This window comes from Glycomyces tenuis DSM 44171 (assembly GCF_000427885.1).
Classification (GTDB): Bacteria; Actinomycetota; Actinomycetes; order Mycobacteriales; family Micromonosporaceae; genus Glycomyces; species Glycomyces tenuis.
Genome location: NZ_ATYW01000027.1, coordinates 1 through 23,029, shown reverse-complemented (window position 1 = coordinate 23,029; position 23,029 = coordinate 1). Strand labels below are relative to the sequence as shown.

The 23,029-nt window shown below is 68.8% G+C and carries 17 protein-coding genes and 1 pseudogene; 7 read left to right on the top strand and 11 right to left on the bottom strand.

Annotation, left to right across the window (positions count from 1 at the left end; translation table 11 throughout):
- Window positions 1-331 precede the first annotated feature (331 nt).
- The gene (locus YWW_RS0123100; protein ID WP_026931957.1) at window positions 332-3,070 is read left to right on the top strand and encodes a beta-L-arabinofuranosidase domain-containing protein; all 2,739 of its coding nucleotides are present in this window, start codon (window positions 332-334) and stop codon (window positions 3,068-3,070) included.
- 351 nt (window positions 3,071-3,421) lie between these two features.
- Here YWW_RS0123100 and YWW_RS37030 read toward each other — a convergent pair whose 3' ends face one another.
- Complete coding sequence (locus tag YWW_RS37030) at window positions 3,422-3,994, bottom strand: TIM-barrel domain-containing protein (RefSeq protein WP_155830353.1); 573 nt, start codon at window positions 3,992-3,994, stop codon at window positions 3,422-3,424.
- A gap of 24 nt (window positions 3,995-4,018) precedes the next feature.
- Here YWW_RS37030 and YWW_RS35375 point away from each other — a divergent pair.
- Window positions 4,019-5,293, top strand: a pseudogene (locus YWW_RS35375) (glycoside hydrolase family 2 TIM barrel-domain containing protein); the annotation flags it as partial.
- A 162-nt stretch (window positions 5,294-5,455) separates the two neighbouring features.
- Here the strand turns inward: YWW_RS35375 and YWW_RS0123085 are convergent.
- The 5 genes from YWW_RS0123085 to YWW_RS32510 form a co-directional block, all read right to left on the bottom strand.
- Window positions 5,456-6,895 (bottom strand): family 43 glycosylhydrolase, encoded by a 1,440-nt coding sequence (locus tag YWW_RS0123085; RefSeq protein WP_035704945.1) that lies wholly within the window; start codon window positions 6,893-6,895, stop codon window positions 5,456-5,458.
- 141 nt (window positions 6,896-7,036) lie between these two features.
- A complete protein-coding gene (locus YWW_RS32515; RefSeq protein ID WP_051326223.1) occupies window positions 7,037-8,593 on the bottom strand; it encodes an alpha-N-arabinofuranosidase in 1,557 nt (518 codons plus the stop codon).
- A 102-nt stretch (window positions 8,594-8,695) separates the two neighbouring features.
- Window positions 8,696-9,607: a carbohydrate ABC transporter permease gene (locus YWW_RS0123075; RefSeq protein ID WP_026931954.1), complete on the bottom strand. Its 912-nt coding sequence runs from the start codon at window positions 9,605-9,607 to the stop codon at window positions 8,696-8,698.
- Window positions 9,604-10,539, bottom strand: a complete 936-nt coding sequence (locus YWW_RS0123070) for a carbohydrate ABC transporter permease (protein ID WP_081687702.1) — start codon at window positions 10,537-10,539, stop codon at window positions 9,604-9,606. The genes YWW_RS0123075 and YWW_RS0123070 overlap by 4 nt, the downstream gene beginning before the upstream one ends.
- A 2-nt stretch (window positions 10,540-10,541) precedes the next feature.
- Window positions 10,542-11,900: an ABC transporter substrate-binding protein gene (locus YWW_RS32510; protein ID WP_035699025.1), complete on the bottom strand. Its 1,359-nt coding sequence runs from the start codon at window positions 11,898-11,900 to the stop codon at window positions 10,542-10,544.
- A 235-nt stretch (window positions 11,901-12,135) separates the two neighbouring features.
- On the opposite strand from YWW_RS32510, the gene YWW_RS32505 reads away from it, so the two are divergent.
- Window positions 12,136-13,227: a LacI family DNA-binding transcriptional regulator gene (locus YWW_RS32505; protein ID WP_051326222.1), complete on the top strand. Its 1,092-nt coding sequence runs from the start codon at window positions 12,136-12,138 to the stop codon at window positions 13,225-13,227.
- A 534-nt stretch (window positions 13,228-13,761) separates the two neighbouring features.
- Here YWW_RS32505 and YWW_RS0123055 read toward each other — a convergent pair.
- On the bottom strand, window positions 13,762-14,751 hold the full coding sequence (locus YWW_RS0123055) for an NAD-dependent epimerase/dehydratase family protein (RefSeq protein ID WP_026931952.1): 990 nt from the start codon (window positions 14,749-14,751) through the stop codon (window positions 13,762-13,764).
- The gene (locus YWW_RS0123050) at window positions 14,751-16,094 is read right to left on the bottom strand and encodes an MFS transporter (RefSeq protein WP_081687700.1); all 1,344 of its coding nucleotides are present in this window, start codon (window positions 16,092-16,094) and stop codon (window positions 14,751-14,753) included. Before YWW_RS0123050 ends, YWW_RS0123055 begins: the two co-directional genes overlap by 1 nt.
- A 132-nt stretch (window positions 16,095-16,226) precedes the next feature.
- On the opposite strand from YWW_RS0123050, the gene YWW_RS0123045 reads away from it, so the two are divergent.
- Both YWW_RS0123045 and YWW_RS0123040 read left to right on the top strand, forming a co-directional pair.
- On the top strand, window positions 16,227-18,533 hold the full coding sequence (locus YWW_RS0123045; protein ID WP_026931950.1) for an FAD-dependent oxidoreductase: 2,307 nt from the start codon (window positions 16,227-16,229) through the stop codon (window positions 18,531-18,533).
- A gap of 31 nt (window positions 18,534-18,564) precedes the next feature.
- A complete protein-coding gene (locus tag YWW_RS0123040) occupies window positions 18,565-19,344 on the top strand; it encodes an IclR family transcriptional regulator (protein WP_026931949.1) in 780 nt (259 codons plus the stop codon).
- A gap of 251 nt (window positions 19,345-19,595) precedes the next feature.
- Here the strand turns inward: YWW_RS0123040 and YWW_RS36225 are convergent, their stop codons facing one another.
- Window positions 19,596-19,769, bottom strand: coding sequence for a hypothetical protein (locus YWW_RS36225; protein ID WP_211228666.1), 174 nt, complete (start codon window positions 19,767-19,769; stop codon window positions 19,596-19,598).
- Window positions 19,770-20,024: 255 nt separating this feature from the next.
- Here YWW_RS36225 and YWW_RS36220 point away from each other — a divergent pair, with 255 nt between their 5' ends.
- On the top strand, window positions 20,025-20,231 hold the full coding sequence (locus YWW_RS36220) for a hypothetical protein (RefSeq protein WP_155830351.1): 207 nt from the start codon (window positions 20,025-20,027) through the stop codon (window positions 20,229-20,231).
- A 220-nt stretch (window positions 20,232-20,451) separates the two neighbouring features.
- Here YWW_RS36220 and YWW_RS32500 read toward each other — a convergent pair whose 3' ends face one another.
- Complete coding sequence (locus tag YWW_RS32500; protein ID WP_156037568.1) at window positions 20,452-21,015, bottom strand: hypothetical protein; 564 nt, start codon at window positions 21,013-21,015, stop codon at window positions 20,452-20,454.
- A 780-nt stretch (window positions 21,016-21,795) separates the two neighbouring features.
- Between YWW_RS32500 and YWW_RS0123015 the strand changes: the two genes are divergently transcribed.
- Window positions 21,796-22,716, top strand: a complete 921-nt coding sequence (locus YWW_RS0123015; protein WP_026931948.1) for an erythromycin esterase family protein — start codon at window positions 21,796-21,798, stop codon at window positions 22,714-22,716.
- Window positions 22,717-22,820: 104 nt separating this feature from the next.
- On the opposite strand, the gene YWW_RS0123010 is transcribed toward YWW_RS0123015, so the two are convergent.
- On the bottom strand, window positions 22,821-23,029 hold a 209-nt coding region (locus YWW_RS0123010; protein ID WP_026931947.1), incomplete at its 5' end, for an integrase core domain-containing protein.

Below are 23,029 nucleotides of genomic sequence, written 5' to 3'. Positions count from 1 at the left end.
GTGCCCGCCGCTCGGGCCGCCACGATGGACGGCCGGCGGCCGGGCGGCCAAGCCCGACGCCGAGGGCTCGTTCCACTTGACACAATATCGATGAATGCCTATAGTTTCATCATCGTAATTTTCGGAACAAACTTCGAAAGTTTCGTATCGCAATCGACCTGGCGAAGGAAGGGTCGCGCGGCGCACTCGTACCTCGTCGGCTTCGCGGACGCAAGCGCCCGGGAGCCGGGCCGCGAGTGATCACGCCGCATGAGACCAGTGCGACCACAGTCGAATTGTGAACGGTAACTCGCCAGGATTCCGAGCCGACCTGAAGGAGACTCCTCTCACCATGCAGTCATCGCCTCTGAGCCGCCGCCGGCTCTTTCAGACCGCGGGGGCGGCGGCCGTCGCGGCGACCGCCGCCCCCGCCATCGGCGGCGCGGCCGCGCACGCCGTCCTCCCGCCCGCCCGAGCCGACATCGGCGTCGCAGCGCACCAGTTCACCCTCGGCCAGGTCGCCCTGACCTCGGGCCGCTGGAAGGACAACCAAGACCGCACCCTGTCCTACTTGCGATTCATCGACGTCGACCGGCTGCTGTACAACTTCCGCTCCAACCACCGCCTGCCGACGAACGGCGCCCCCACCAACGGCGGCTGGGATGCGCCGGACTTCCCCTTCCGCACCCACATGCAAGGCCACTTCCTCACCGCCTGGGCCCACGCGGGCGCCGCCCTCGGCGACACCGTGTGCCGCGACAAGGCGAACCGCATGGTCGCCGGACTCGCCGAGTGCCAGGCGAACAACGGCGCCGCCGGGTTCAACACCGGCTACCTCTCCGGATTCCCCGAGGCCGACTTCGACGGCCTCGAATCGGGCTCGCCGTCGAACGGCAACGTGCCGTACTACTGCGTCCACAAGACCCTGGCGGGCCTGCTCGACGTCTGGCGGTACCTGGAGAACACGCAGGCCCGGGACGTGCTCCTGGAGCTCGCCGGCTGGGTCGACTGGCGCACCGGCCGCCTGAGTCCGGGACAGATGCAGGACGTCCTGGGAAGGGAATTCGGCGGCATGAACGACGTGCTGGCCGAGCTGTACCAGCAGACCGGCGAGGCGCGGTGGCTGACGGCCGCCCAGCGCTTCGACCACGCGGCCGTGTTCGACCCGCTCGCGGCCGGAGAGGACCGCCTGAACGGCCTGCACGCGAACACGCAGGTGCCCAAGGCCGTCGGCGCCGCCCGCGAGTACAAGGCCACCGGCACCGGCCGGTACCGCGACATCGCCGGCAACTTCTGGCGGATGGTCGTCGACGCCCACTCCTACGTCATCGGCGGCAACAGCCAGGCCGAGCACTTCCGGCCCCCGAACGCCATCGCCGGCTACCTCGACGAGGACACCTGCGAGGGCTGCAACACCTACAACATGCTCAAACTCACCCGCGAACTGTGGGCGATCGACCCGGGCGATGCGTCCTACTTCGACTTCTACGAACGCGCGCTGCTGGGCCACATGATCGGCTGGCAGAACCCCGACGACCCCCACGGGCACATCACCTACTTCACACCGCTGAACCCCGGCGGACGCCGCGGCGTCGGACCGGCGTGGGGCGGCGGCACCTGGTCGACCGACTACGACTCGTTCTGGTGCTGCCAGGGCACCGGCATCGAGACGCACTCGAAGCTGTTCGACTCGATCTACGGCTTCGACGACGCGGGCCTGTACGTCAACCTGTTCACGCCCTCGGTCCTGGACTGGACCGACCAGGGCGTCACCGTCACCCAGACCACCGACTACCCCGTCGGCGACACCACCACCCTGACCGTCTCCGGCGGATCCGGCGGCGAGTGGACGCTGCGGGTGCGCGTTCCCGCCTGGACCGAAGGCGCGACGATCAGCGTCAACGGCCAGGCCCAGGACGTCGAGGCGACACCGGGGACCTATGCCTCGCTCACCCGCTCCTGGGCCTCGGGCGACACGGTCACCGTGCGCCTGCCGATGCGGATCGTGGCGGAGGCGGCGAACGACGACCCGAACGTCTCGGCGATCGTCTACGGTCCGGTGGTCCTGTCGGGAAACTACGGGGACACGAACCTGGGCACCCTGCCGGAGCTGGAGGCCGACTCGGTCGAGCGCGTCGGGTCCGATTCGCTCGCCTTCACCGCGACCGCGAACGGCCAGGCGGTGAACCTCGGGCCGTTCTACGACGCCCACGGCCACAACTACACCGTCTACTGGAACGCCCCCGGCACAGGCGGCGGCAGTGCGGCCTACAAGTTCTACAACGCGGGCAGCGACCTGGTCCTCGGCATCCAGGACATGTCGACCGCCGACGGGGGGACCGCGCTGCAGTGGCACGACAGCGGCACGGCCGACCACTTGTGGGAGCTCGTTACCGCCGGATCGGCCGTGAAGCTGCGCAACCGCCACAGCGGCAAGGTCCTCGGCGTGCGCGACATGTCGACCGCCGACGGCGCACAGGTGCTCCAGTGGTCCGACAACGGCACGGCCGACCACCTGTGGGCGCTCGTCGACTCCGGCGACGGGACGCACCAGGTCCGGAACGGCCACAGCGGCAAGCTCCTCGCGGTGCAGAACGCGTCGACCGCCGCCGGCGCCGCGGTCGTGCAAGGGCCTGACGACGGCGGCCGCGACAAACAGTGGCGGATCGTGCCCGACGGCGCCCGGCGCATCGCCAACGCTTACAACGGCATGGTCCTCGGCGTCCAGGACATGTCCACCGCCGACGGCGCGGCCGTCATCCAGTGGTCCGACAGCGGCACCGCGGACCACCTGTGGACCGCCGAACCCGCCGAAGACGGCTACTTCAAACTCCGCAACTCCCACAGCGGCAAGGTCCTCGGCGTCGAGAACATGGGCACGGGCAACGGTTCGCGGGTGATCCAGTGGTCCGACAACGGCACCGACGACCACCTGTGGCGCCTGCGCTACGGCGGCGACGGGCATTTCCGCATCCAATGCGCAGGCGGCGGCAGGGTCCTCGGCGTGCTGGACCGGTCGAGGACCGCGGGCGCCCAGATCGTCATCTGGGACGACAACGGCACCGACGACCACCTGTGGAGATTCGTCTAGGCAGCGGCCTCGGCCGCGAAGGAGACCGGCGGGTGGAGGGCGGGTCCACGGGAACGCCGCTCCACCGCCGTCTCCGATGAATCGGCGTCTCTCCCCCAGGCAGCGAGCCGCACTGGTCGCAGCGTCCCCAACCGGTACCCGGCAGCGCGACCTCGCTGCCGAATACGGCATCAGCATCCGCGGTGTCAAGCGCCTCGTCCGCGCGGCTCGCGAAACAGAAGCGGCCATCGCATACCCACGAAATTCCTGAAAGACCCCGTGAACGGCGGTCATCGCATGAGGAAGGCCCCGCGGTGATGCGGGGCCTTCCTCATGCGAGCGCCGGCTGCCCGGCGTGCCGGGCGGCCATGGTCAGATCGCGCCGGTCAGGTACTGGTCGGCCAGGTCCCAGCAGACCGGGTCGGCGGGGAACTCGTGGAAGACGCCGCGCATCACCGGCTGACCGTCGGTGTGGGCCTCGTCCATGACCCGCCTCGTGTACGGCCGCAGCGCTTCGCGCAGCCGCACGTACCGGGCCAGGATCGCGTAGACGTCCTCGCCGAAGCTCCAGAGCTCGCTGGGCGCCCCGGTCTCCTGCCGCGCGGTGCCGTCGGCGGCGCGGATCTCCTCACTGGGCTGCCGGTGCCCGTGCATGCGCTTGACCGGGCAGAACGCCGCGAACTGGAACCGGCGGACCAGGAGTTCGCGGAAGCCGGGGTCGGCGATGTCCCCACCGTGGAAGCCGCCGATGTCGGTGGTGAACCACGGGATGCCCGCCACGCCCATGTGGACGCCGGCGGTGATCTGGCGGCGGAAGTCGACCCAGTCCGAGTGGATGTCGCCCGACCACACCAGGGCGCCGTAGCGCTGGCTCCCGGCCCAGGCGCAGCGCACCAGGTTCACGACCTCCGCTTGCCCCGCGGCCTTCTGGCCTTCGTAGAACATGCGCGAGAACGCCTGCGGGTAGACGTTGCCGACCTGCACGTTCGGGCCCGTGTGACAGCGGTAGTTGTCGAAGTCGTAGACCCCGAACTCACGGGCCGCTGCGCCGATCTGACCGTCGAGGCCGTCCTCACCGACGCCGCAGGCGACGTCGCGAGCTGCACTGTGGACGCGACCGACCTCGGCCCGCGCCTGTCCCTCCCGATCCCCGCCGACCGGGTCCGCCTCTGGGGCCCTGGCGACCCGCACCTGTACGGGCTCACCGGGCGGCTGCGTGAGGGCGACCGCGTGGTCGACGAGGTCGAGTCCTATGCGGGGCTGCGCTCGGTCGCCATCGACGGGAACCGCGTCCTCATCAACGGCGAACCGGTCTTCCAGCGCCTCGTGCTCGACCAGGGCTACTGGCCCGACACGCTCATGACCGCGCCCGACGACGACGCGCTTCGCCGCGACATCGAACTGGCAATGGCCACCGGCTTCAACGGCGCGCGCCTGCACCAGAAGGTGTTCGAGGAGCGGTTCTACTACCACGCCGACCGGCTCGGCTACCTCGCCTGGGGCGAGTTCGGCGACTGGGGCGCCGCGACCGGCGGCCCGCGCGGCGACCACCAGCAGCCCACCGCCTCGTTCATCACGCAGTGGCTGGAGGTGCTGCGGCGCGACCGATCGCACCCGTCGATCATCGGCTGGTGCCCGCTCAACGAGACCTACCAGCAGCTCACCGACCGCATCACCCAGCTCGACGACGTGACCGCCGGCATGTACCTCGCCACGAAACTCGCCGACCCCACCCGGCCGGTGATCGACGCCTCCGGCTACGCCCACCGCGTGATGGGCGCTGACGTGTACGACTCGCACTCCTACGAGCAGGACCCCGCGAAGTTCGCGATCGAACAGGGCGGCCTGGCCGCGGGCGAGCCGTTCGTCAACACCCTCAACGGGCACGCCATGTCCCTGCCGTACGCCGGCCAGCCGTACTTCGTCTCCGAGTGCGGCGGCATCTGGTGGAATGCGGCCTTGGCCGACACACTGTCGGACGACCCCGACCGCGACCAGAGTTGGGGCTACGGCGACCGCGTGCGCAGCGTCGAGGAGTGGCACGAGCGCTTCGCCGGGCTGACGAACGTGCTGCTGGGCGACCCCGACATGTTCGGGTACTGCTACACGCAGCTCACCGACGTCTTCCAAGAGGAGAACGGCGTCTACGACTTCCAGCGGCGCCCGAAGTTCGACATCGCCCGCATCCGCGACGTCCAGACCGCGACCGCCGCCTACGAGGAACCGCAGGTCGACCGGAACTGACCATGCGACGAGGAGCGGTTCCCGCCGTTCGACGGGAACCGCTCCATCCGAGATGCGGTCGCGGTGAGCCGGGGCACCTCGCGGAAGAGCAGCTACTTGCAACTATTTCAATGTTTCGATGTATTTGAACCGGCGAAGCCGCATCGAAACTTCGGGGCGGACCTACTCCAGGAAGAAGGTCGCGTCGGACTGCTCGGCGGTCGTTCCCGTCAGACCGAGGTCAACGTAGTCCCCGGAGCGTCGCAGGTAGTAGTCGGGGTAGTTGACGGATTGGAACGACACGCCGTTCGAGTCGGCCAGTCCCGCCCGCTGCTGGAAGCTGGCGTCCTGCTTGTACAGATCCGTGTCCTCGAACGCGTCGAGCCAGAACTCGCCGTTCCGGTGTCGCAGGTAGCGGTCGGGGTAGTTGGCCGACCGCAGCGACACCGAGCCCGATCCGGCCAGGCCGGCCACGATCATGAACTGCGAGTCGGCCAGCATGGCGGGCTCTCCGGCTCGCAGCCGCGAGTCGAAGTGGTTGAGGTACCGGTCGTCCCCGCCGTGGACGAGGAAGCGGAACGGCGTGGGCCCGTCGGGAACCGGGATGCCGAAGTTCGGGGTGCCGTCGGCGTTCCAGTAGAGCTTCTGCAGCCGGGTGTGCCGGTCGGGATTGTCCAGCGGGTTGCCGTCGATGTCCTTGTACGGGCGGGCGTGGTAGACCAGGATGTCGCTCTGGCCGTCCTCGGAGACGGTGAACGAGTTGTGCCCGGGTCCGTACTGGCTGGCCCCGTCGTGGCTCTGGAACACCGGCTGGGGGTTCTTCGACCAGGAGGAGGCGTCGAGAAGGTCGGCGTCCTCCGAAGCGGTCAGCAGGCCCAGCTTGTACTCCGCGCCGGTCCAGCTGGCCGAGAAGGTGATGAAGACGCGGCCGTTCCGCTTGAGGACCGCCGGGCCCTCGTCGACGATGTGGCCGTACTTCTCCCAGTCGTACTCCGGCATGCTGATCCGCACCGGGTCGCTCTTGAGCGTCCAGGGGTCGGCCATCGTGGCGAGGTACAGGCTGGTGCCGTCGGGCTCCGGGTCGTACTGGGTCCAGCACAGGTACTGCTCGTCGCCGTGGAAGAAGGTGGTGGCGTCGAGCGAGAAGCCGTCGGCGTGGGTGGTGATCTGGCCCTTCTCGGTCCAGGTGCCGGTCGTCGGGTCCTCGCTCGTGTTCTCCAGCACGTACATGCGGATGCGGAAGCCGTCGTCGGTGCGGCCGGCGGCGAAGTAGATGTACCAGTTCCCGTTCACGCGGTGCAGTTCGGGCGCCCAGATGTTGGCGCTCATTTCACCGCTCTCGTGCTTGTTCCAGATCGTGATCTCCTGTGCCGATCCCAGACCCTGGAGGGTGCTGGACTTGCGCAGGAAGATCCGGTCCGCCACGGGGACGGTCGCGGTGAAGTAGTACGTCCCGTCGTGCTTGATGATGTACGGGTCGGCGCGCTGTTCGGCGAGGGGGTTGTGGAACGCGACCGCCGGGGTCCCGGCGGCGAGGGCTCGGATTCCGGTGATGGGGACGGCTGCGGCCACTGCGGCCACTCCGGCGGCCGCGAAGAAGCTGCGGCGGTTGATCGATGGCATGGATTCGACTCCTGTCTCGTGTCGATGGAGAGGTGATTCGGTTTTCGAGGGGATCGGAGCCCCCGTCAGTCGAGCCGCCGAGGAGGTGGCCGGTCTGCGCGCCCTCTGCCTCGGCGGCGGCTCGACTGCGGTGGTGGTCGGTCAGTTCGTCCTCCGCTCCCAGCCCTTCGGCGACAAGCTCCAGCCGCCGACTCGTGCGTCGGCGACGACCGCGCCCGCGGTGTAGGAGATGGGCAGGTCGACCTCCACGATCGACACCGAGTGCGGTGGCAGTTCGACCAGGCCGTTCTTGAACTGCGCTTTGCCCTTCCTGGGTACGACGGCGTCGGGGCGGTCGATGTCGTTGTATGCGTCCTTGTCGGGGCCGTCGAGAACGGTCGCGTCGAAGACACCGTCGAGATCGTGGCCCGCGATACGGACTTCACAGGTCGTGGAGGACTCGGGTTCGCGGTTGACCAGGACGAGCGTGAGACGCGAGTTCGATTCGTCGATGGTGGCGAGCGAGTCGATCACCGGGACGCCTGCGCCGCCGAGTTCGGGCGCGTTGGCGTGGGTGTCGAGGACCTTGGAGCCCAGCAGGTTCGCGTACATCGACATGACGTGGAAGGTGGTGCGCTTGACGATGCCGTCGGGGTGGACGAACAGCGGCCCGCGGGTGTTGACGTTCGGGGCGATGTTGGCCATCTTGACCACGTCGGCCCGGCGCAGGCACGAGTTGAGGAAGCTGGCGGAGAACAGCGCGTCGGCCATGGTGTAGGTGCTGTTGTCGTCGTTGCGGTCGCGAGCGGCGATCGAGACCTCGTCGTTGCCCCAGGGGTGGTGCCAGCCGCGGAGGTTCCATTCGTCGAAGGCGATGCCGACCTTCCCGGCCAGGCCGACGGCGCCGATGATGTCGGCCGTGCGCTGAATGTCCTCCTGCGGGCCGAGTGAGGCGCCGACCGCGGTCAGGTACGGGCTGGGCTCGTCGACCGTGTCGAGCTTGTCCCAGTACCCGTGGATGGAGACCAGGTCGAGGTACTTGCCGGCGGCCTGGAGGAGCGGCAGGGTCCAGTCGAGGTCGGCGCGGGCGGCGGTCGCGAGCTTGATGGAACCGTCGACGCGGCGCATCATCTTCGCCGATTCGCGCACCAGGACCGCCCACTCCTCGGAGGTCTTGGCGCCGATCTCCCAATCGCCGTAGTTCTCGTTGCCGATCGACCAGAACGGCACGCCCAGCGGATCGGGCCGGCCGTTGGCCTCCCGCAGGTTGCTCCAGCGGCTGCCGGAGGGCAGGTTGCAGTACTCGACCCAGTCGCTCATCTCTTCGGCGGTACCGGTGCCCGCATTGGTGCAGATGAACGGTGCAGCACCGATCGCCTCGCACCAGTCGATGAACTCGTGGGTGCCGAAGGTGTTGGGGTCGAAGACCCGCCAGGCCTTGTCGTAGTGGGGAGTTCGCTCGGGCCCGACCCCGTCCACCCAGTGGTAGCTGGAGACGAAGCAGCCGCCCGGCCAGCGCACCACGGTGGGTTTGAGTTCGCGCATCGCCTCGATGACGTCGAGGCGGAATCCGCGCTCGTCGCTCAGCGGGGACCCCGGTTCGTAGATGCCGCCGTAGATCTGGCGGTGGAAGTGCTCGATGAAGTGGCCGAAGAGGTCTCGGGAGTAGGTCAGACCGGGCTGAGCCAGCGAGACGTCGACGATGGATTTGGCGGACAATCTGGTTTCCAATCTGTGTGTGGTGATGCGGCCCGGTCGGGCCGGTGTGCGGTAGCCGCGGGGCGCGGCGGCTGGTGGGTGCAGTCGCCGGCCCGCGCCCGCTCACTGCTTGATGCTGCCGGTGACCAGTCCGGACTGCCAGTACCGCTGGAGGAACAGGAACGCGATGACCAGCGGGATGATGGACAGCAGCGATCCGGTGATGACCAGTGGTATGAGGTCGCCGGTGGCGCCGCCTCCGGCGGCGGCCTGGCCCTGCCAGCGGGCGAGGCCGACGGTTATGGGGAACAGTTTGGGATCGTTGAGCATGATCAAGGGCAGGAAGTAGTTGTTCCAGGTGGCCACCAGGGTGAACAGCAGCACCGTGACGAACCCTGGCGCCAGCAGCCGCAGAACCACTTGGAAGAAGATGCGGAACTCTCCGGCGCCGTCGATGCGGGCGGCCTCGATGAGGCTGTCGGGGACGGCGCTCTCGGTGTAGATGCGCATGAGGAACAGGCCGAACGGGTTGACCAGTGAGGGCAGGATGATCGCCCACCGCGTACCGGCCAGTCCCATCTCGCTGAAGACCAGGTAGGTCGGGATCGCCAGGGCCGTGGCGGGCACCATGATCGCGCCGAGCACGCCCAGGAACATCATCCGGTTGGCCTTGAAGCGGTACTTGGCGAAGCCGTAGCCGGCGAGTGCGGCCAGGAGCGCGCCGCCGCCGGCGGCGGTGACCGCGTAGAGCAGCGTGTTGCCCATCCACTGAAGGAAGACGCCGTCTTCCTGGGTGAGTGTCCGGCTGATATTGCCGAACAGGGAGAAGTCGCCTGCGAACCACAGGCCGAAGGTGGAGAAGAGGTCGCCGGTGGTCTTGGTGGAGGAGACGAACAACCAGAACAGCGGGAGCAGGAAGTACGCCGCTGCGGCGAGTGCCGCGACGGTCAGGATGGTGCTCGGGCGTTTGGTGTGACCGAGAGAGCGCCGCTGGCGCTTGGTCTCGGACGATTCGGGAAGGGTCACTGCGGTCATGACCGGCTCCTGCGGTTGGTGAGCAAGATGAAGAGGTAGGAGCCGGCGAGGATCACCGCTCCGAGAACGAACGAGACTGCGGCGGCGTAGTTGTACTCCTGGCCGACGAAGGCGAGGTTGAAGGCGTACAGGTTCGGCGTGTAGGAACTGTTGATGACGTCGGGCGCGAGGCCCTGCAACAGGTTCGGTTCGTTGAACAGCTGGAACGAGCCGATGATGGAGAAGATCAGCGTGAGCATGAGCGCCGGTCGCAGCAGCGGGATCTTGATGTTCCAGGCGATGCGGAAGGGACTGGCTCCGTCCATCGCGGCGGCTTCGTACAGCTCGGTGGGCACCGCTCGCAGCGCCGCGTAGAGGATCACCATGTTGTACCCGGTGAACTCCCAGAACACGATGTTCGCCAGGGAGCCGAGCATGAGGTCCGAGCTCAGGAAGTCGGGCGGGGTCAGGCCGAGGCCCTCGGCCACCTGGGTGAGCGGCCCGTAGTCCGGGCCGTACAGGAAGCCCCACATGAGGGTGGCGATGACGCCGGGAACGGCGTACGGCACGAAGGCGGCCAGTCGCACGGTGCGGGTCAGGCGGATCAGTCCGCTGTCGAGCACGAGCGCGAGGAACAGGGCCACGAGCAGCATGAACGGCACTTGGATGAAGAAGTACAGCGCCATCCGGACGATGCCTTCGCCGAGTGCGGCATCGCCGAAGGCCCTGGCGTAGTTGTCCAGGCCGACGAAGGCGTTGCCGCCGACGAGCTGTTCGCGGAACAGGCTGAAGTAGGCCGCGTAGACCAGCGGCACCAGGAACAGGGCGATGAAGACGATCATGAACGGGGCTACGAAGAGGTAGCCGGTGGCGCTCCGGTTCGGTTTGAAGCGCCGTTTCGCGTCGGGCCGGCCTCCGGTGGCGGCCGAGCGTTTATCCAACGTGGTCGTCATGGTCATGATCCCTCCACCGTGAATCCTTGATTGAGGGCGTATTCGGTGATGCGCGACTCCCAGTCGGCCAGGGCCGCCACGGCGTCGCCTCGTTGGGTGAAGGCGGCGCTGACGGTGTTGCCGTAGTCGGCGTACACCTGGGACTGGAACGGCGACCAGGTGAAGTCGGGCAGGTAGGTTTCGCTGATGTCGGCGAAGACCTGGTTGACGGTCTGGCCGCCGTAGAAGTCCGGTTCCTGGCCGGTGAAGTCGGGGTTCTGGAGTACCGCTTTGGTCGTGGGGAAGAGGAACTGCTCGGTGGCCATCGCGAAGGCGGAGTCGGGGTCGGAGTTGAGGAACTGGACGAAGACGGCGGCCGGGATCGGATTCTCGGTGGTGGCCATCACCGAGCTCGTGGACCCGCCCCAGATCGAGGTGACCGGAGGGGCGTCGGCCTCCCACTGCGGCATGGAGGCGACGCGCCAGTTGCCACTGGTGGATTCGGCGGCGGTGGCGAGGAAGGTCGGGGCCCAGGCGGGCGCGACCCAGGTGGCGTACTTGCCGCGGTTGAACGCCTGGTACCACTGGTCGTTGAAGCCGGGGTCGACTGAGACCAGGTCCTGTCTGGCGAGTTCGCTCCAGTAGCCGACGACCTGTTCGGCGGCCTCGGACGTGGCGTCGATGCGCACCGTCGTGCCTTCGGAGCCGGCGAAGACGTCGGCCCCGGCCTGCCAGAGCAGGGAATCGAAGAACTGGCCGTCGCCGGGCAGCAGGTTGGTCAGGTACACCTCCGGGTCGGCCTCGCGCATCGCGGCGGCGGCTTCGGCGAAGGCGTCCCAGGTCTGGGGGACCTCGATGCCGTGCTCGGAGAGGATGTCCTCCCGGTAGAGCATGCCCATCGGGCCGGCGTCCTGAGGCATGGCCCAGACCTCGCCGTTCTCGCCGAGGACCTTGCCCCAGGCGAAGTCGGCGAACTTGTCGGCGATGGCGTCGGCGCCGTAGGGGCGCAGGTCGACCAGGTCGTCGGTGATCGCGAAAGAGGGGATCATGTAGAACTCGATCTGGGCCGCGTCGGGGGCGTCGCCGGCCCGCAGGGCGGTGCGGAGCTTGGCGTAGTGGCCCCCGCCTTGGCCGGCGTTGACGACGTTGACCTTGATCGCGGGGTAGGCCTCCTCGAACATGGCCACCTCCCGTTCGATCCCCGGCGTCCAGGTCCAGTAGCTGATCTCGGTGGGCGTGTCCATCGCCTTGTCGATGTCCGACTGACTCAGGTCGGTCGGATGCTCGGGGCGGCGGTTGCCGCACGCGGTGAGCGCGAGGGGGCTCACGGCGGCCGCGGTGAGCCCTTTGGCTGCGGCTCGGCGGCTGAATCTGACTGTCATAGAGGGGTTCTCCTTCCTCGAATCGGCTTTGATCGAGGTCTGCTGGTGCGTCCCGGAGACGAACCGACTCCGAACAACCGCGTCTTGTTCGCAGCATAGAACAATTTGTTCCAAGAACACAAGTAGTCTGTTCATGAAACTGTTCAAGTCGTTACCTGCGATCCGGTGGTAACCTGTTCGTACCGGGCACACCGGCGACGAAGGGATGGGCATGGTTGAGGTGCAGGCGGAACGAATGAAGAAACCCGTCACCCTCAGGGACGTCGCCCAGGCCGCGGGCGTGCCGCTGTCCTCGGTGTCGCTGGTGCTCAACGGCAAACCCGGCGTGTCAGAAGCCCGCAGGCAGCAGGTGCTCCAGGCCGTCGAGGAGCTCCAGTACGTCCCGACACGCCGTTCGAGCGGCGACGACCGGTCCAGGGCCGTGGTCGGGCTGGTCATGGAGGCGCTCAGCCCCGAGGCGGCCAAGGACGCCTTCATGGCCGAGGTCGTCTCGGGCGTCGAGGACGGCCTGCGCGCCCAGGACATCAGAATGCTCCTGCACCTGTACCGGCCCGGCGACGATCCGGTCGCGAGACTGCGTGAGCTGACCGGGCGCGACGTCGACGGCATGATCGTCGCCAACGGCGGCGACATCGACACCGCAGCGGTCGAACGCATCATCGCCACCGGCATTCCAGTGGTGCTGCTCGAGAACTACCTCGACTCCGACTCCGACATCCACGCCGTGGTCGCCGACAACTTCACCGCCGGCTACCGGTGCACCCGCCATCTGCTCGACCTGGGCCACCGCCGCATCGGCATGATCGTCGGCTCCACCCGCTACATCAGCCTCATCGACCGCCGACGCGGCCATGAGGCCGCCCTGTTCGAAGCCGGCATCATGCCCTCGGCCGAGCTCATGCCGCCGCAGGAGCCGGGCAACCCGGTCAAGGGATACCAGCAGATGCGGCGCCTGCTCGAACTCGACGAGCCGCCCACCGCCGTCTACGCCGTATCCGACAAGAGCGCCATGGGTGCCTACACCGCGATCGCCGAAGCCGGACTGCGCATCCCCGACGACATCTCCGTCATCGGTACCGACGACGTCATGCAAAGCGCGATGATGGCACCACCCCTGACGACCTTCGTCGTGCCGAAGTTCGAACTCGGCCGGACCGCGGCACACGCCATGCAAGCCCTCCAGTCCCGGCCGACGACCGCCGCCTCCCGCACCGTCCTCCACGGCCACATCGCCCACCGAGGCTCGACTGCCCCACCCGGCGCCTCAGCGGCCCCTCATGGAAGCATCTCGGAGTTATCCCCGCCGGTCGAAGCCGTTCCGACTTAGCCCGCACCGACCGGGCGGCGTCGAGCCTTTCAGACGCCGCCCGGTCGATGCGGTCGTGTCGGCGCAGGTAGAGCTCGTACAATTCGCGACGTTCCTCATCGGTGATCCGCTTGCGGCGGGCCTTGAAGTCGAGGATGCTGACAGCTCCGAGCCGGGCCTCGTAGTACGGCGAGACGAGCAGGGCCGCAACCCTGTCCAGCACCCGCTCTCGGCCGAGTCTAATCAGATGATCACGCCAGATGTGCGTTGTGGCCCGTCGAGAGGCGCAGACCGGGCAACAAGCGGTCCCCGCCCGAACGGGTTGGCCGCCCCCGTTCGGCGCACGCCGCACCTTCACCGCCGGCATGTCGGCCCGTGGCACGGCCGCGCGCGCCCATGGCGAGGACGCGGCCTTCATGCGGCCGAGTCGGGTCAAGGGCGAAGCGAGGCAGCCTCGTGGAACCACGGCCGGTGTCCATGCCCTTCGGCGATGTCCTCGCGGTCGGCGCAGGCGTGAGTGAGGGCTCGCCGGCGGGCGGGACCGGCCGCCCGGGCTCAGGCGGTTCCGGTGTTGCGTCGGCGGTGGGCTTCGGCGGCCTGGCGGACCATCTCCTCCTCGTCGATCCGCGGCGCGAAGCCGAGAAGCTCGCGGGCTTTGGCGTTCCCGGTGACATAGCTCGGTGCGGTGGCGGGCAGGGTGACCTCGACGGTGTCCAGGTCCGCTTCGGCGGCCAGCGCGAGGGCGAAGTCGCCGAGGTCGGTGGAGGCGTCGGGGCCGAGGCCGATGACCTCGTGGCCGGTGGTGTCGCCTTCGACGGCGAGGACCACGCCGTGCGCCAGGTCGGCGGCGGCCAGGATGCCCATCTGGACGGGCGCGCCGTCCTCGCGGCGGGCCACGAGCAGGGTGCGGTCGTCGCCGGCGTAGGGCGCGAGCTGGTCGGCAAGGGCCGTGTCGCCGGCGGCGAGGGCCTTGCGATGGCGACGGCTCGCGAAGAACCGGGGGCCGGAGAAGAAGGAGTCGGGGTCGAGCAGTTCGGCGGGGTGCTGGGTGTGGGAGAAGCGCAGTGCGACCGTGGCCCAGCCGTTGGCGCGGCCGCCGAACGCGACGGCCTCTTCGGCGAGGACCTTCGTGAGGCCGTACCAGGTGGTGGGGAGCCTCGGGTGGTCCTCGTCGAGGGGCTGGTACTGCGGGCGGTTCTCGGGGTAGACCTCGCCGGTGCTCGCGAGGACGAACCGCTTGCAGCGGCCGCCTTCGAGGGCTCGGATGAGCCGCAGGGTGGCGGTGACGTTCGCGTGGTGGAGCCGGTCGGCGTCGGCGGGGTCCCAGGACATGAGGGCGCCGAGGTGGGCGACGGCCTCGACGCCGGCGAGCGCGGGGTCGCCGGGTTCGAGGTCGGCGAGGTCGCCGATGCGGTAGTCGACGCCGTCGACGGGGGTGTGCGGTTCGACGCGGTCGAGGCCGAGGACGCGGTGTCCGCGGGCGGTGAGCTCGGCGGCGACGGTGCCGCCGATGCGGCCGGAGGCGCCGGTGACTGCGATGTGCATCAGATCTCCTTCAGGGGCGACCGCGCGGTCTCGCGGGCGCCGAGGACGACGAGGAAGGTGATGAGTGCGGCGCCCATGACGTAGAAGGCGGGCGCGAACTCGTTGCCGGTCCAGGCGATGAGGCTCTGGGAGAACCAGGGGGTGATGCCGCCGAACGCGGCGACGGAGACGTTGTAGGCGATGGCCATGGAGCCGTAGCGGATGTTGGTGGGGAAGAGCTCGGCCATGGCGGCGCTCATGGCGCCGTCGTAGGCGGCCATGAAGATGCCGAGGACGATCATCGCCCCGGCCGCGGCCCAGAAGGTGCCGCCGTCCATGAGCATCAGGGTGGGGTAGGTGAGCAGGAGGAAGCCGCCCGCGCCCAGGAGCATGACGGGTTTGCGCCCGATCTTGTCGCTGAGGAGGCCGAAGACCGGCACGAGGACGGTGATGGCCAGGAGGCCGACGACGGTGACGGCGTAGCTGGTCTGCTGGTCGTAGCCGAGGTCGGACTGGAGGTAGGAGGGCATGAAGGTCTGGAGGATCCAGTGCCCCACGGCCTTGAGGACCACGAAGCCGACGCAGAACAGGAGCGCCTTCCACCAGCGGCTGATGGAGGTGCGCAGCGGGGCCCCGGTGATCTCGCCCTTGGCCTGGATGGCCTGGAACTCAGGGGTGTCCTCGAGCTTGCGGCGCAGGTAGAGGCCGGAGAGGCCGAGGGGCAGCGCCAGCATGAACATGACGCGCCAGCCCCAGTCGTTGAGCGCGTCGGTGCCGAGGACGGCGGTGTAGAGCAGCACGAGGCCGGCGCTGACGACGAAGGCGGCGAAGCCGAAGACGTCGACGAAGCTGGAGACGAAGCCGCGGCGGTTGGAGGGGGCGTACTCGGCGAGGAGGGTGGTCGCGCCGCTGGATTCGCCGCCGGCCGCGAAGCCCTGGACGAGCCGCACGATCACCAGGAGGACGGGCGCCCAGATGCCGATCTGCTGGTTGGTGGGCAGGAGACCCATGGCGAGGGTCGCACCGGACGTAATCAGAATCACCAGGGCAAGAGTGTTCTTCCGCCCGAGCCGGTCGCCCATCGAACCGAAGAAGAGTCCGCCGAGCGGGCGCATGACGAAGCCGGCGCCGAAGACCGCGAAGGAGGACAGGAGGGCGGCCTGCGGGTCGCCTTCGCGGAAGAAGTGGATGGCGATGACTGAGGCGAGGGTGCCGTAGAGCCCGAAGTCGAACCATTCGACGAAGTGGCCGATGCCGGCGGCGGTGATGACCTTCCGCATGCGGCGCCGGCGGGCGTCGTCGTCCAGTGGGGTCGCCGTCTCGGGCGGACGGGACCCGCTGTCGAGGACTGGTTCCTGAGCCATGGCTGCTCCATTCAACATCATTGTCGTTGCCGACCGAGCGTATACCAGTGAATGAGTCTTGTAAACCGGTGGAAGCAACATATCAACCACTGAGCGGTACACTCGACGCTACCACCGATGTAGGGAGAGGCAATGGAGCAGCGAACGCAGCAACACGACGTGGTCGTGATCGGAGGCGGGCTCGCCGGGACCTGCGCGGCCGTGGCCGCGGCCCGGCTCGGCGCGAAGGTCGCCCTGGTCACCAACCGGCCCGTGCTCGGCGGCAACTCCTCCAGCGAGGTCCGCGTCTGGGTCGTGGGCGCCACCGCCCACGGCACCCAGCGCTACGCCCGCGAGACCGGCCTGATGGGCGAGCTGTTCCTCGAGAACAACTACCGCAACCCCGAGGGCAACCCCTACTACTGGGACCAGACCGTGCTCGACCTGGTGCGCGCCGAACCGAACGTCACGCTGCACCTCAACACCGACGTGCGGCACATCGAGATGGGCGAGCCCGGCGAGGACGGGCCGCGCATCGCCGCCGTCACCGGCTGGACCATGGGCAGCGAGCTCGAGACCCGCTTCGAGGCGCCCGTCTTCGTCGACTGCACCGGCGACGGCCTCATCGCCCACCTCGCCGGGGCGACCTCCCGCATCGGCCGCGAGGGCCGAGCCGCCCACGGCGAGCCCTGGGCCCCCGAACTCCCCGACGACGAGCTCCTCGGCTCCTCGATCTTCTTCTACACCAAGGACGCCGGGCGGCCCGTCCCGTTCGTGCCGCCGCTGGTCACCAAGGACATCCGCGACACCCCGATCCTCACCAACCGCATCATCCGCACCGGCGACAACGGCTGCGACTACTGGTGGATCGAATGGGGCGGCGAGATCGACACCGTCCACGACAACGAGCGCATCCGCGACGAACTGTGGTCGGTCGTCTTCGGCATCTGGGACTACATCAAGAACTCCGGCGAGTTCGAGGCCGAGAACCTCACCCTCGAATGGGTCGGCGCGATCCCCGGCAAGCGCGAGTACCGGCGCCTGTGGGGCGACTACACGCTCACCCAGCACGACATCCTCGAGCAGCGCCAGTTCGACGACGCGGTGGCCTTCGGCGGCTGGTCGATCGACCTCCACCCCGTGGAAGGCGTCTACGCCGAGCGCGCCGGCGCCCGGCAGCGCTACAGCGACGGCACCTACCCGATCCCCTACCGCAGCCTCTACTCCAAGGACGTGGGCAACCTCCTCTTCGCCGGCCGCAACATCTCGGCGTCCCACGTCGCCTTCGGCTCCACCCGCGTCATGGCCACCTGCGCCACCCAGGGCCAGGCCGTGGGCACCGCCGCGGCCCTCGCCGTCCGCGAGGGGCTGTCGCCGCGCGCCCTGGGCCGCGACCGGCTCGCCCAGCTCCAGCGGACCCTCCTGCGCGAGGACGCGCCCGTGATCGGCGTCCGCCCCGACGACCCCGACGACCTCGCCCGGAGCGCCACCGTGACCGCGAGCAGCACCCTCGACTCGGTCACCACCAGGCCGCACGCCACCGACGGGCGCTTCCCGCTCGACCGCGACGTGGCCGTGCTCGTCCCCGCCGACCCGCGGCTCGACGCCGTCGAGTTCGACGTGGAGGCGAGGGAGGACACCGTGCTCGCGATCGAGCTGTGGGACACCGGGAAGCCCCAGAACGCCGTCCCCATCGGGCACGTGACGAAACTCGACGTGCCGGTGGCCGCCGGAATGAGCACGGCCCGCGCCCGCTTCGACTGGACCCCGCCGGACGACAACCGGCAGGCCGTGGTGGTCGTCCGCGCGAACCCGACCGCCTCCCTGGTCCTCACCGACGAGCGGCCCTACGGCGTGCTCGCCATGGGCGCCAAGCTCACCACCGACAAGGCCTTCGACGACCACATCGCAGAGGAGCGGGCCCAGCCCGTCACCGACTGGAACGCCCGGATGCTGCGCCGTCGCTCCTTCGCGCTCGCCGTCGAACCCGCCACGGCCGCTTACGCTCCCGATCGGGTCGTCGGCGGCTACCAGCGGCCCTACGGCGGACCGAACCTCTGGTCGAGCGCGCCGACCGCCCCCGAGGCGCTGGCCGCCGAGCCGGTCCTCATCGAACTCGCCTGGCGCGGACCGGTGCGGCTCGCCTCGCTCCGCCTGGTCTGGAACGACGACGTGGACGAGGACATCATCAACCTGCACCACCACCGGACCGACTTTCGCGTGATGCCCGAACTCCCCGCCGACTACACCGTCGAGGCGCTCGTCGACGGGAGCTGGCGGACCCTCGCGACGGTGGCCGACAACCGCCACCGCCACCGCGTGCACGACTTCGCGCCGGTGGACGCCGAGGCCGTGCGGATCGCCGTGTCCCGCACCAACGGCTCCCCATACGTCACGCTCAGCGCCGTGCGCGCCTTCGCCGAGCCGAGCGGCCGGGCCACGCCACTGCCGTGGAAGTGACGGGCGGCTAAGCTGTCGCCGGAGGTGAGGGATGGCCGCTGAAGTGCAACAGGGTTTCGGCCGGGCCGCGTCGGTGCTCGCCGTCATCGGCGCGTCCACGACCGGGCCGATGCGCGCCTCGGACATCGCGCGGGCGACCGGACTCGGGCCGTCCACCGTGGCGAGGCTGCTCGCGACGCTGGACGAGCTGGGCTACGTGGCGAAGGTCGGCGAGATGCCCGGCTACACCATCGGGGCGACCGTGCTCCGCCTCGCCAGCGAAGGGCTCAACCAGAACCCCGTGCACCGCGAGTCCCGGGCCATCGCACAGGAACTCGCCACCCGCACCGGCTTCAGCGCCAACGTGGCCGTCCGCGACGGCGACAGGCTCATCTACCTGTGCCACTTCGAAGGGCACCACGCCCCCAAGAGCCACACCATGGTCGGCATGAGCCAGCCGCTGCACGCCTCCGCGCTCGGCAAGTGCCTCCTGCTCGGCACCGACGAGTCCGAGCGGCGCGAACTGCTCGGCGACCTCCCCGTCTACACCGCCAACACGATCGCGGCCCACGCCGACCTCACCCGCGAGATCGAGCAGGTCAAACGGGCCGGCAGCGCGGTCGAGGACCAGGAGCTGGCCCTCGGCCGCCTCGGCACGGCCGCACCCATCCGCGACTCCAGCGGCGGCGTGGTCGCGGCGATCTCCCTCTCCGGGCGCCTCACGCTCATGCGCGAGCACGGGATCGGGCAGCTCACCGAGGACGTCGTGGAGGCGGCCGACCGCATCAGCGTCGGCCTGGGCCTCATCACCGCGGTCGCCCCCCACCGCTGATCAGCGCCAGACGGAGCGCACGTCTTCAGAGCGCCGGACCCTCGCCGGCCCGGTCGGCGCTACCGGAGCGGGTCGAGACCAGATGGTCCTCGGCGACCACCCGCTTTCCGTGCGCCAGGCGGCGGAGGATCGGGGTGAGGACCCCGACGACGGCACCCGTCCGCACTGCGCGCGGCAGAAGCGATGTCCTGCCTGGCCCGAGCGCCGCCGCTGATGGCCTCGAAGACGCGCCGTGTGTGGTCGGGACGCCATCAGCGCCCGCTGCGGCACGCCGAACAGGGCCAAACCGGGGTCTTCGCGCGCATGTCGCTGCCGAGCAGGAGCAGCAGGACCGGCTTGGAGCTGAGCGCTCGATCCCAGGCGGTCTGCAGCGCGCCGCCGAACACCGGGCCCTGCTCGGAGATCCACCAGGGAACCTCGTCCAATACGACGATCGAGGGCGCGTGTCGGGGAGTGCCCGGAGCGCATCGGGCCAGCTCCCGGCCCGCCCCGACGAGATCTCACCGCCGCCGGACAGGGTGAACCCGCGCAGCTCGGTGATGAACGCGTCGACGGCGAGGGCCGGCCCCCTGCGAAGCGGCCCAGAAGCAGTGGGGCAGCTCGGACCGCGCGAAGCGGCCGAGCTTCACCCGCCAGGGCAGGCCGTGGCGGAATATGCACGAGGACGTTGGTTTCATCCCATGGTGGCCGCCACTGAGGCGATCTCGTGGGGGAATCGCCTGGGGGCGCGGTTCGGGCGGATCGCTGATGACCTCTTCCGGTTCGAGACGCGTCAGCGTGCCTGGAAGCAGCCGACGGCACCGCTGGCGCCGGTCGAGCGCAAGAACGGCTGGCAGATCGCCGAGGCGGTGGGTCATGCGGGTCGGATACGGTGCAGGACTTCCTGATGTGAGCGCTGTGGGATGCCGTTCCGGTGCGCGATCGCCTGGCACAGCACGTATCCGGCTCGCTCGACGAGGCCGATGTGGTCCTGGCCGTCGACGACGCCGGTTTCCTCGAGCAAGGTCGCCGTTCGTCGAGGCCCAACGCCAATGCGTCAGGGCCCGGGCAAGATCGATTGCTGCCGGAACAGCATCTTCGCCGTCCCGGTCAGCCCCGCCGGCAGACTCAGCCGCCTGCCGGTGGCATCGGGAGTTCCGGCTGGTCCGCGAACAGGTCGAAGTTCATGGCCACGGCGATGAGCAGGCCGATGCAGCCCAGAATGACGCCGCCCAGCGCGAGGGCCTTCACCCAGGGCTGCGTCGCAGTCGACCGGCCGTGCAGAGCCAGCAGCACCCCACTGCCGACGAGCACAGCGAGGAGAGCGAAGGCACCGTTGGTGAGTGCGACGGTGTTCCATGGCGCACTGTAGAAGGCTTCCATCTGGTCTACCTCGGCACCGCTGTTGGAATCGATCTGCCCGATGATCTCCCGGCGGGTGTGGAGCTTGTCGGCGAGGGACGTGCCGGTGAGGGAGACGAGTCCGAGGGCAGCGCCTACGAGGCCCACGGCGCCGGCGACGAATCCGCCTTCGGGCGCGGAGCTCGTCTCGGCCGTGTCGTCCTCCGCGGTGGTGCCGAGGTCGTCGTTCTCTTCCGGTCCTTCCTCGGTGTCGGTGTCAGTGTCGGTTTGGGGATTTTCGCCTGAATCGGTAGACATGGGTGGAACACTACAGGCTGTACTTCGGGACATTAAGGCGGGTCCTCCCTGCTCACAGATAGATTTGCATTTACAGAGTTCGATTTTTATGTCGCGGTGGGCGATGCCGAGGCGCTCAAGGAAGCAGTCGCGCCGCTTGAACCCGACATGGCGATCACCGACACCAGGATGTCGCGGGATCCACCGATGAAGGACTGCGCGCGGCCGTGGAGCGGTGGTATGCCGACCCGGCACTCGCGGTCGCGGTGCTCGCCCAGTGAGGTTGTTTCAACCTGCTTGAGTTCGGTTGCTACGCAAACGGTGTCGCGATCGCCCCGCGATCCTGACCCTGGACAGCACGAGAGCCCCTGACAGCACAGCAGGTGCTGAAACCCGTCGTCCACCAGAAGCTCCGGTCGCTGTTCCATCCTGCCGCGCTGCGGACCGGTGCGGCCTTCGCGATCCACGACACCGCCGCCGCCCGCATCCGGCCCATTCCGCGTCTGCTGCAGAACGTGACCGGCACCAATGACGCCGCTGTCCAGACCGCTCCTTCGCAGCCGAAGCGCTGTGGAGCAGCCCCTCTGGCCATATCGTGGAGGACACGGAAGAACTGCTGGCGATCCATCGGCAACGCATCGCCGGCGCCGCACCGCCGTCCCGGTTCGAAGTCGTCGCGGTGCGCGCTCCGGCTCCGAGGGGCGCGGTCGCACACATCCAACGGCAAGCGCTGGACGACGACGGCTTCTCCGAGATGGCGCTGTACGGCCTTCGAGCGAGATGGCCGATGAGGGCTCGCCGCCGTCCCGAACACTCTGATCCCGAGAAGGCCCCATGAACGCGACTCACGAACTCAGCAGATGGCTGGCCGCACACGCTCAACCGCTGCCCCTGGACCCTGCCGTGCAGCCAGTCACAGTACCCGAGATCCTGGCCCGAGCCGAGGTGGTCGGTTTGGCCTCCTCGGTTCGTTCAGCGCGCCAACTGGTCCTCGCGACGCACGTCCTGCTGCACGCGCTAGTCGAGCAGGCCGGATTCCGCGCAGTCTTGATCGAGGGCACGGAGGAGACCGGCCCCGCATTGGACCGGTTCGTCCGCACCGGCGAGGGTGACCCCGCCGAGCTGCTGGCCACAAGCCAGAGCTTCCTCAGAGTGCACGAGGCGCTTGACGTGATCCGCTGGCTGCGGTCGTGGTGCGAACAGCATCCCGACGACCCGGTCTCGATCGTGCACGACCTCCGGCCGCCGGCAACACCGCCGGACAGCCTCGCCCAGATCGAGGAAGACCTGGCGCGCACTGAACTCCTCTGGCACAGCCAGCGAGAACAACGCATCGTGCACTGGGGCGGCACGGCGCACGTGATCGTCGGCGACCCACGCACGGTGCCGCCGGACCACACTCACCGCAACGCCGGCGGAATCCTGCGCGCCGAAATGGGACACCGGTACGCCGTCGCCGCCCTGACTCTTGGGTCAGGACACGCCCCGTTCCGCATCCCGCCGCCACCGAGCGACTTCACCGAACACGCCCTGGCCGAAATCCGCCACGACGCTGCCCTCCTACACCTCGACCAGCGGGGCGGTGTCCCACGATCGGTGACCGACTGGCTCCACCGCCCGCTCCGCACCCGGATGATCGGACCGACCTACGATCCAGCTCACGACCATGACTTCCGAGTCGATGCCGGTCCGCTTCACCATTGCGCGGACATCCTCGTCTACGCTCCTCGGGTCACCGCCACCCGCCCCCTATGAACTGCTCGGCTCCGCCTCAAGGACATGACCTCGCGCTGAATCGTTCTGGGTTTGGGGGAGGGTTTGGTCTGTCCCGAGTTTCGTGGAGTCCGGTTGATGGATTTTCATGCCACGACGGTTGTGTTCTCGAACTCTATCGGAGTCAACCATCCCAGTTGGCTGTGACGGCGTTGGCGGTTGTGCCAGATCTCGAGGTACTCGAAGATGGCGTTGGCCAGCTCGACCCGGGTGCGCCATCGGTGGCGGTCAAGCAGTTCGACCTGCATGCGCGACCAGAACGACTCCATCATCGCGTTGTCGTAGCAATCGCCGA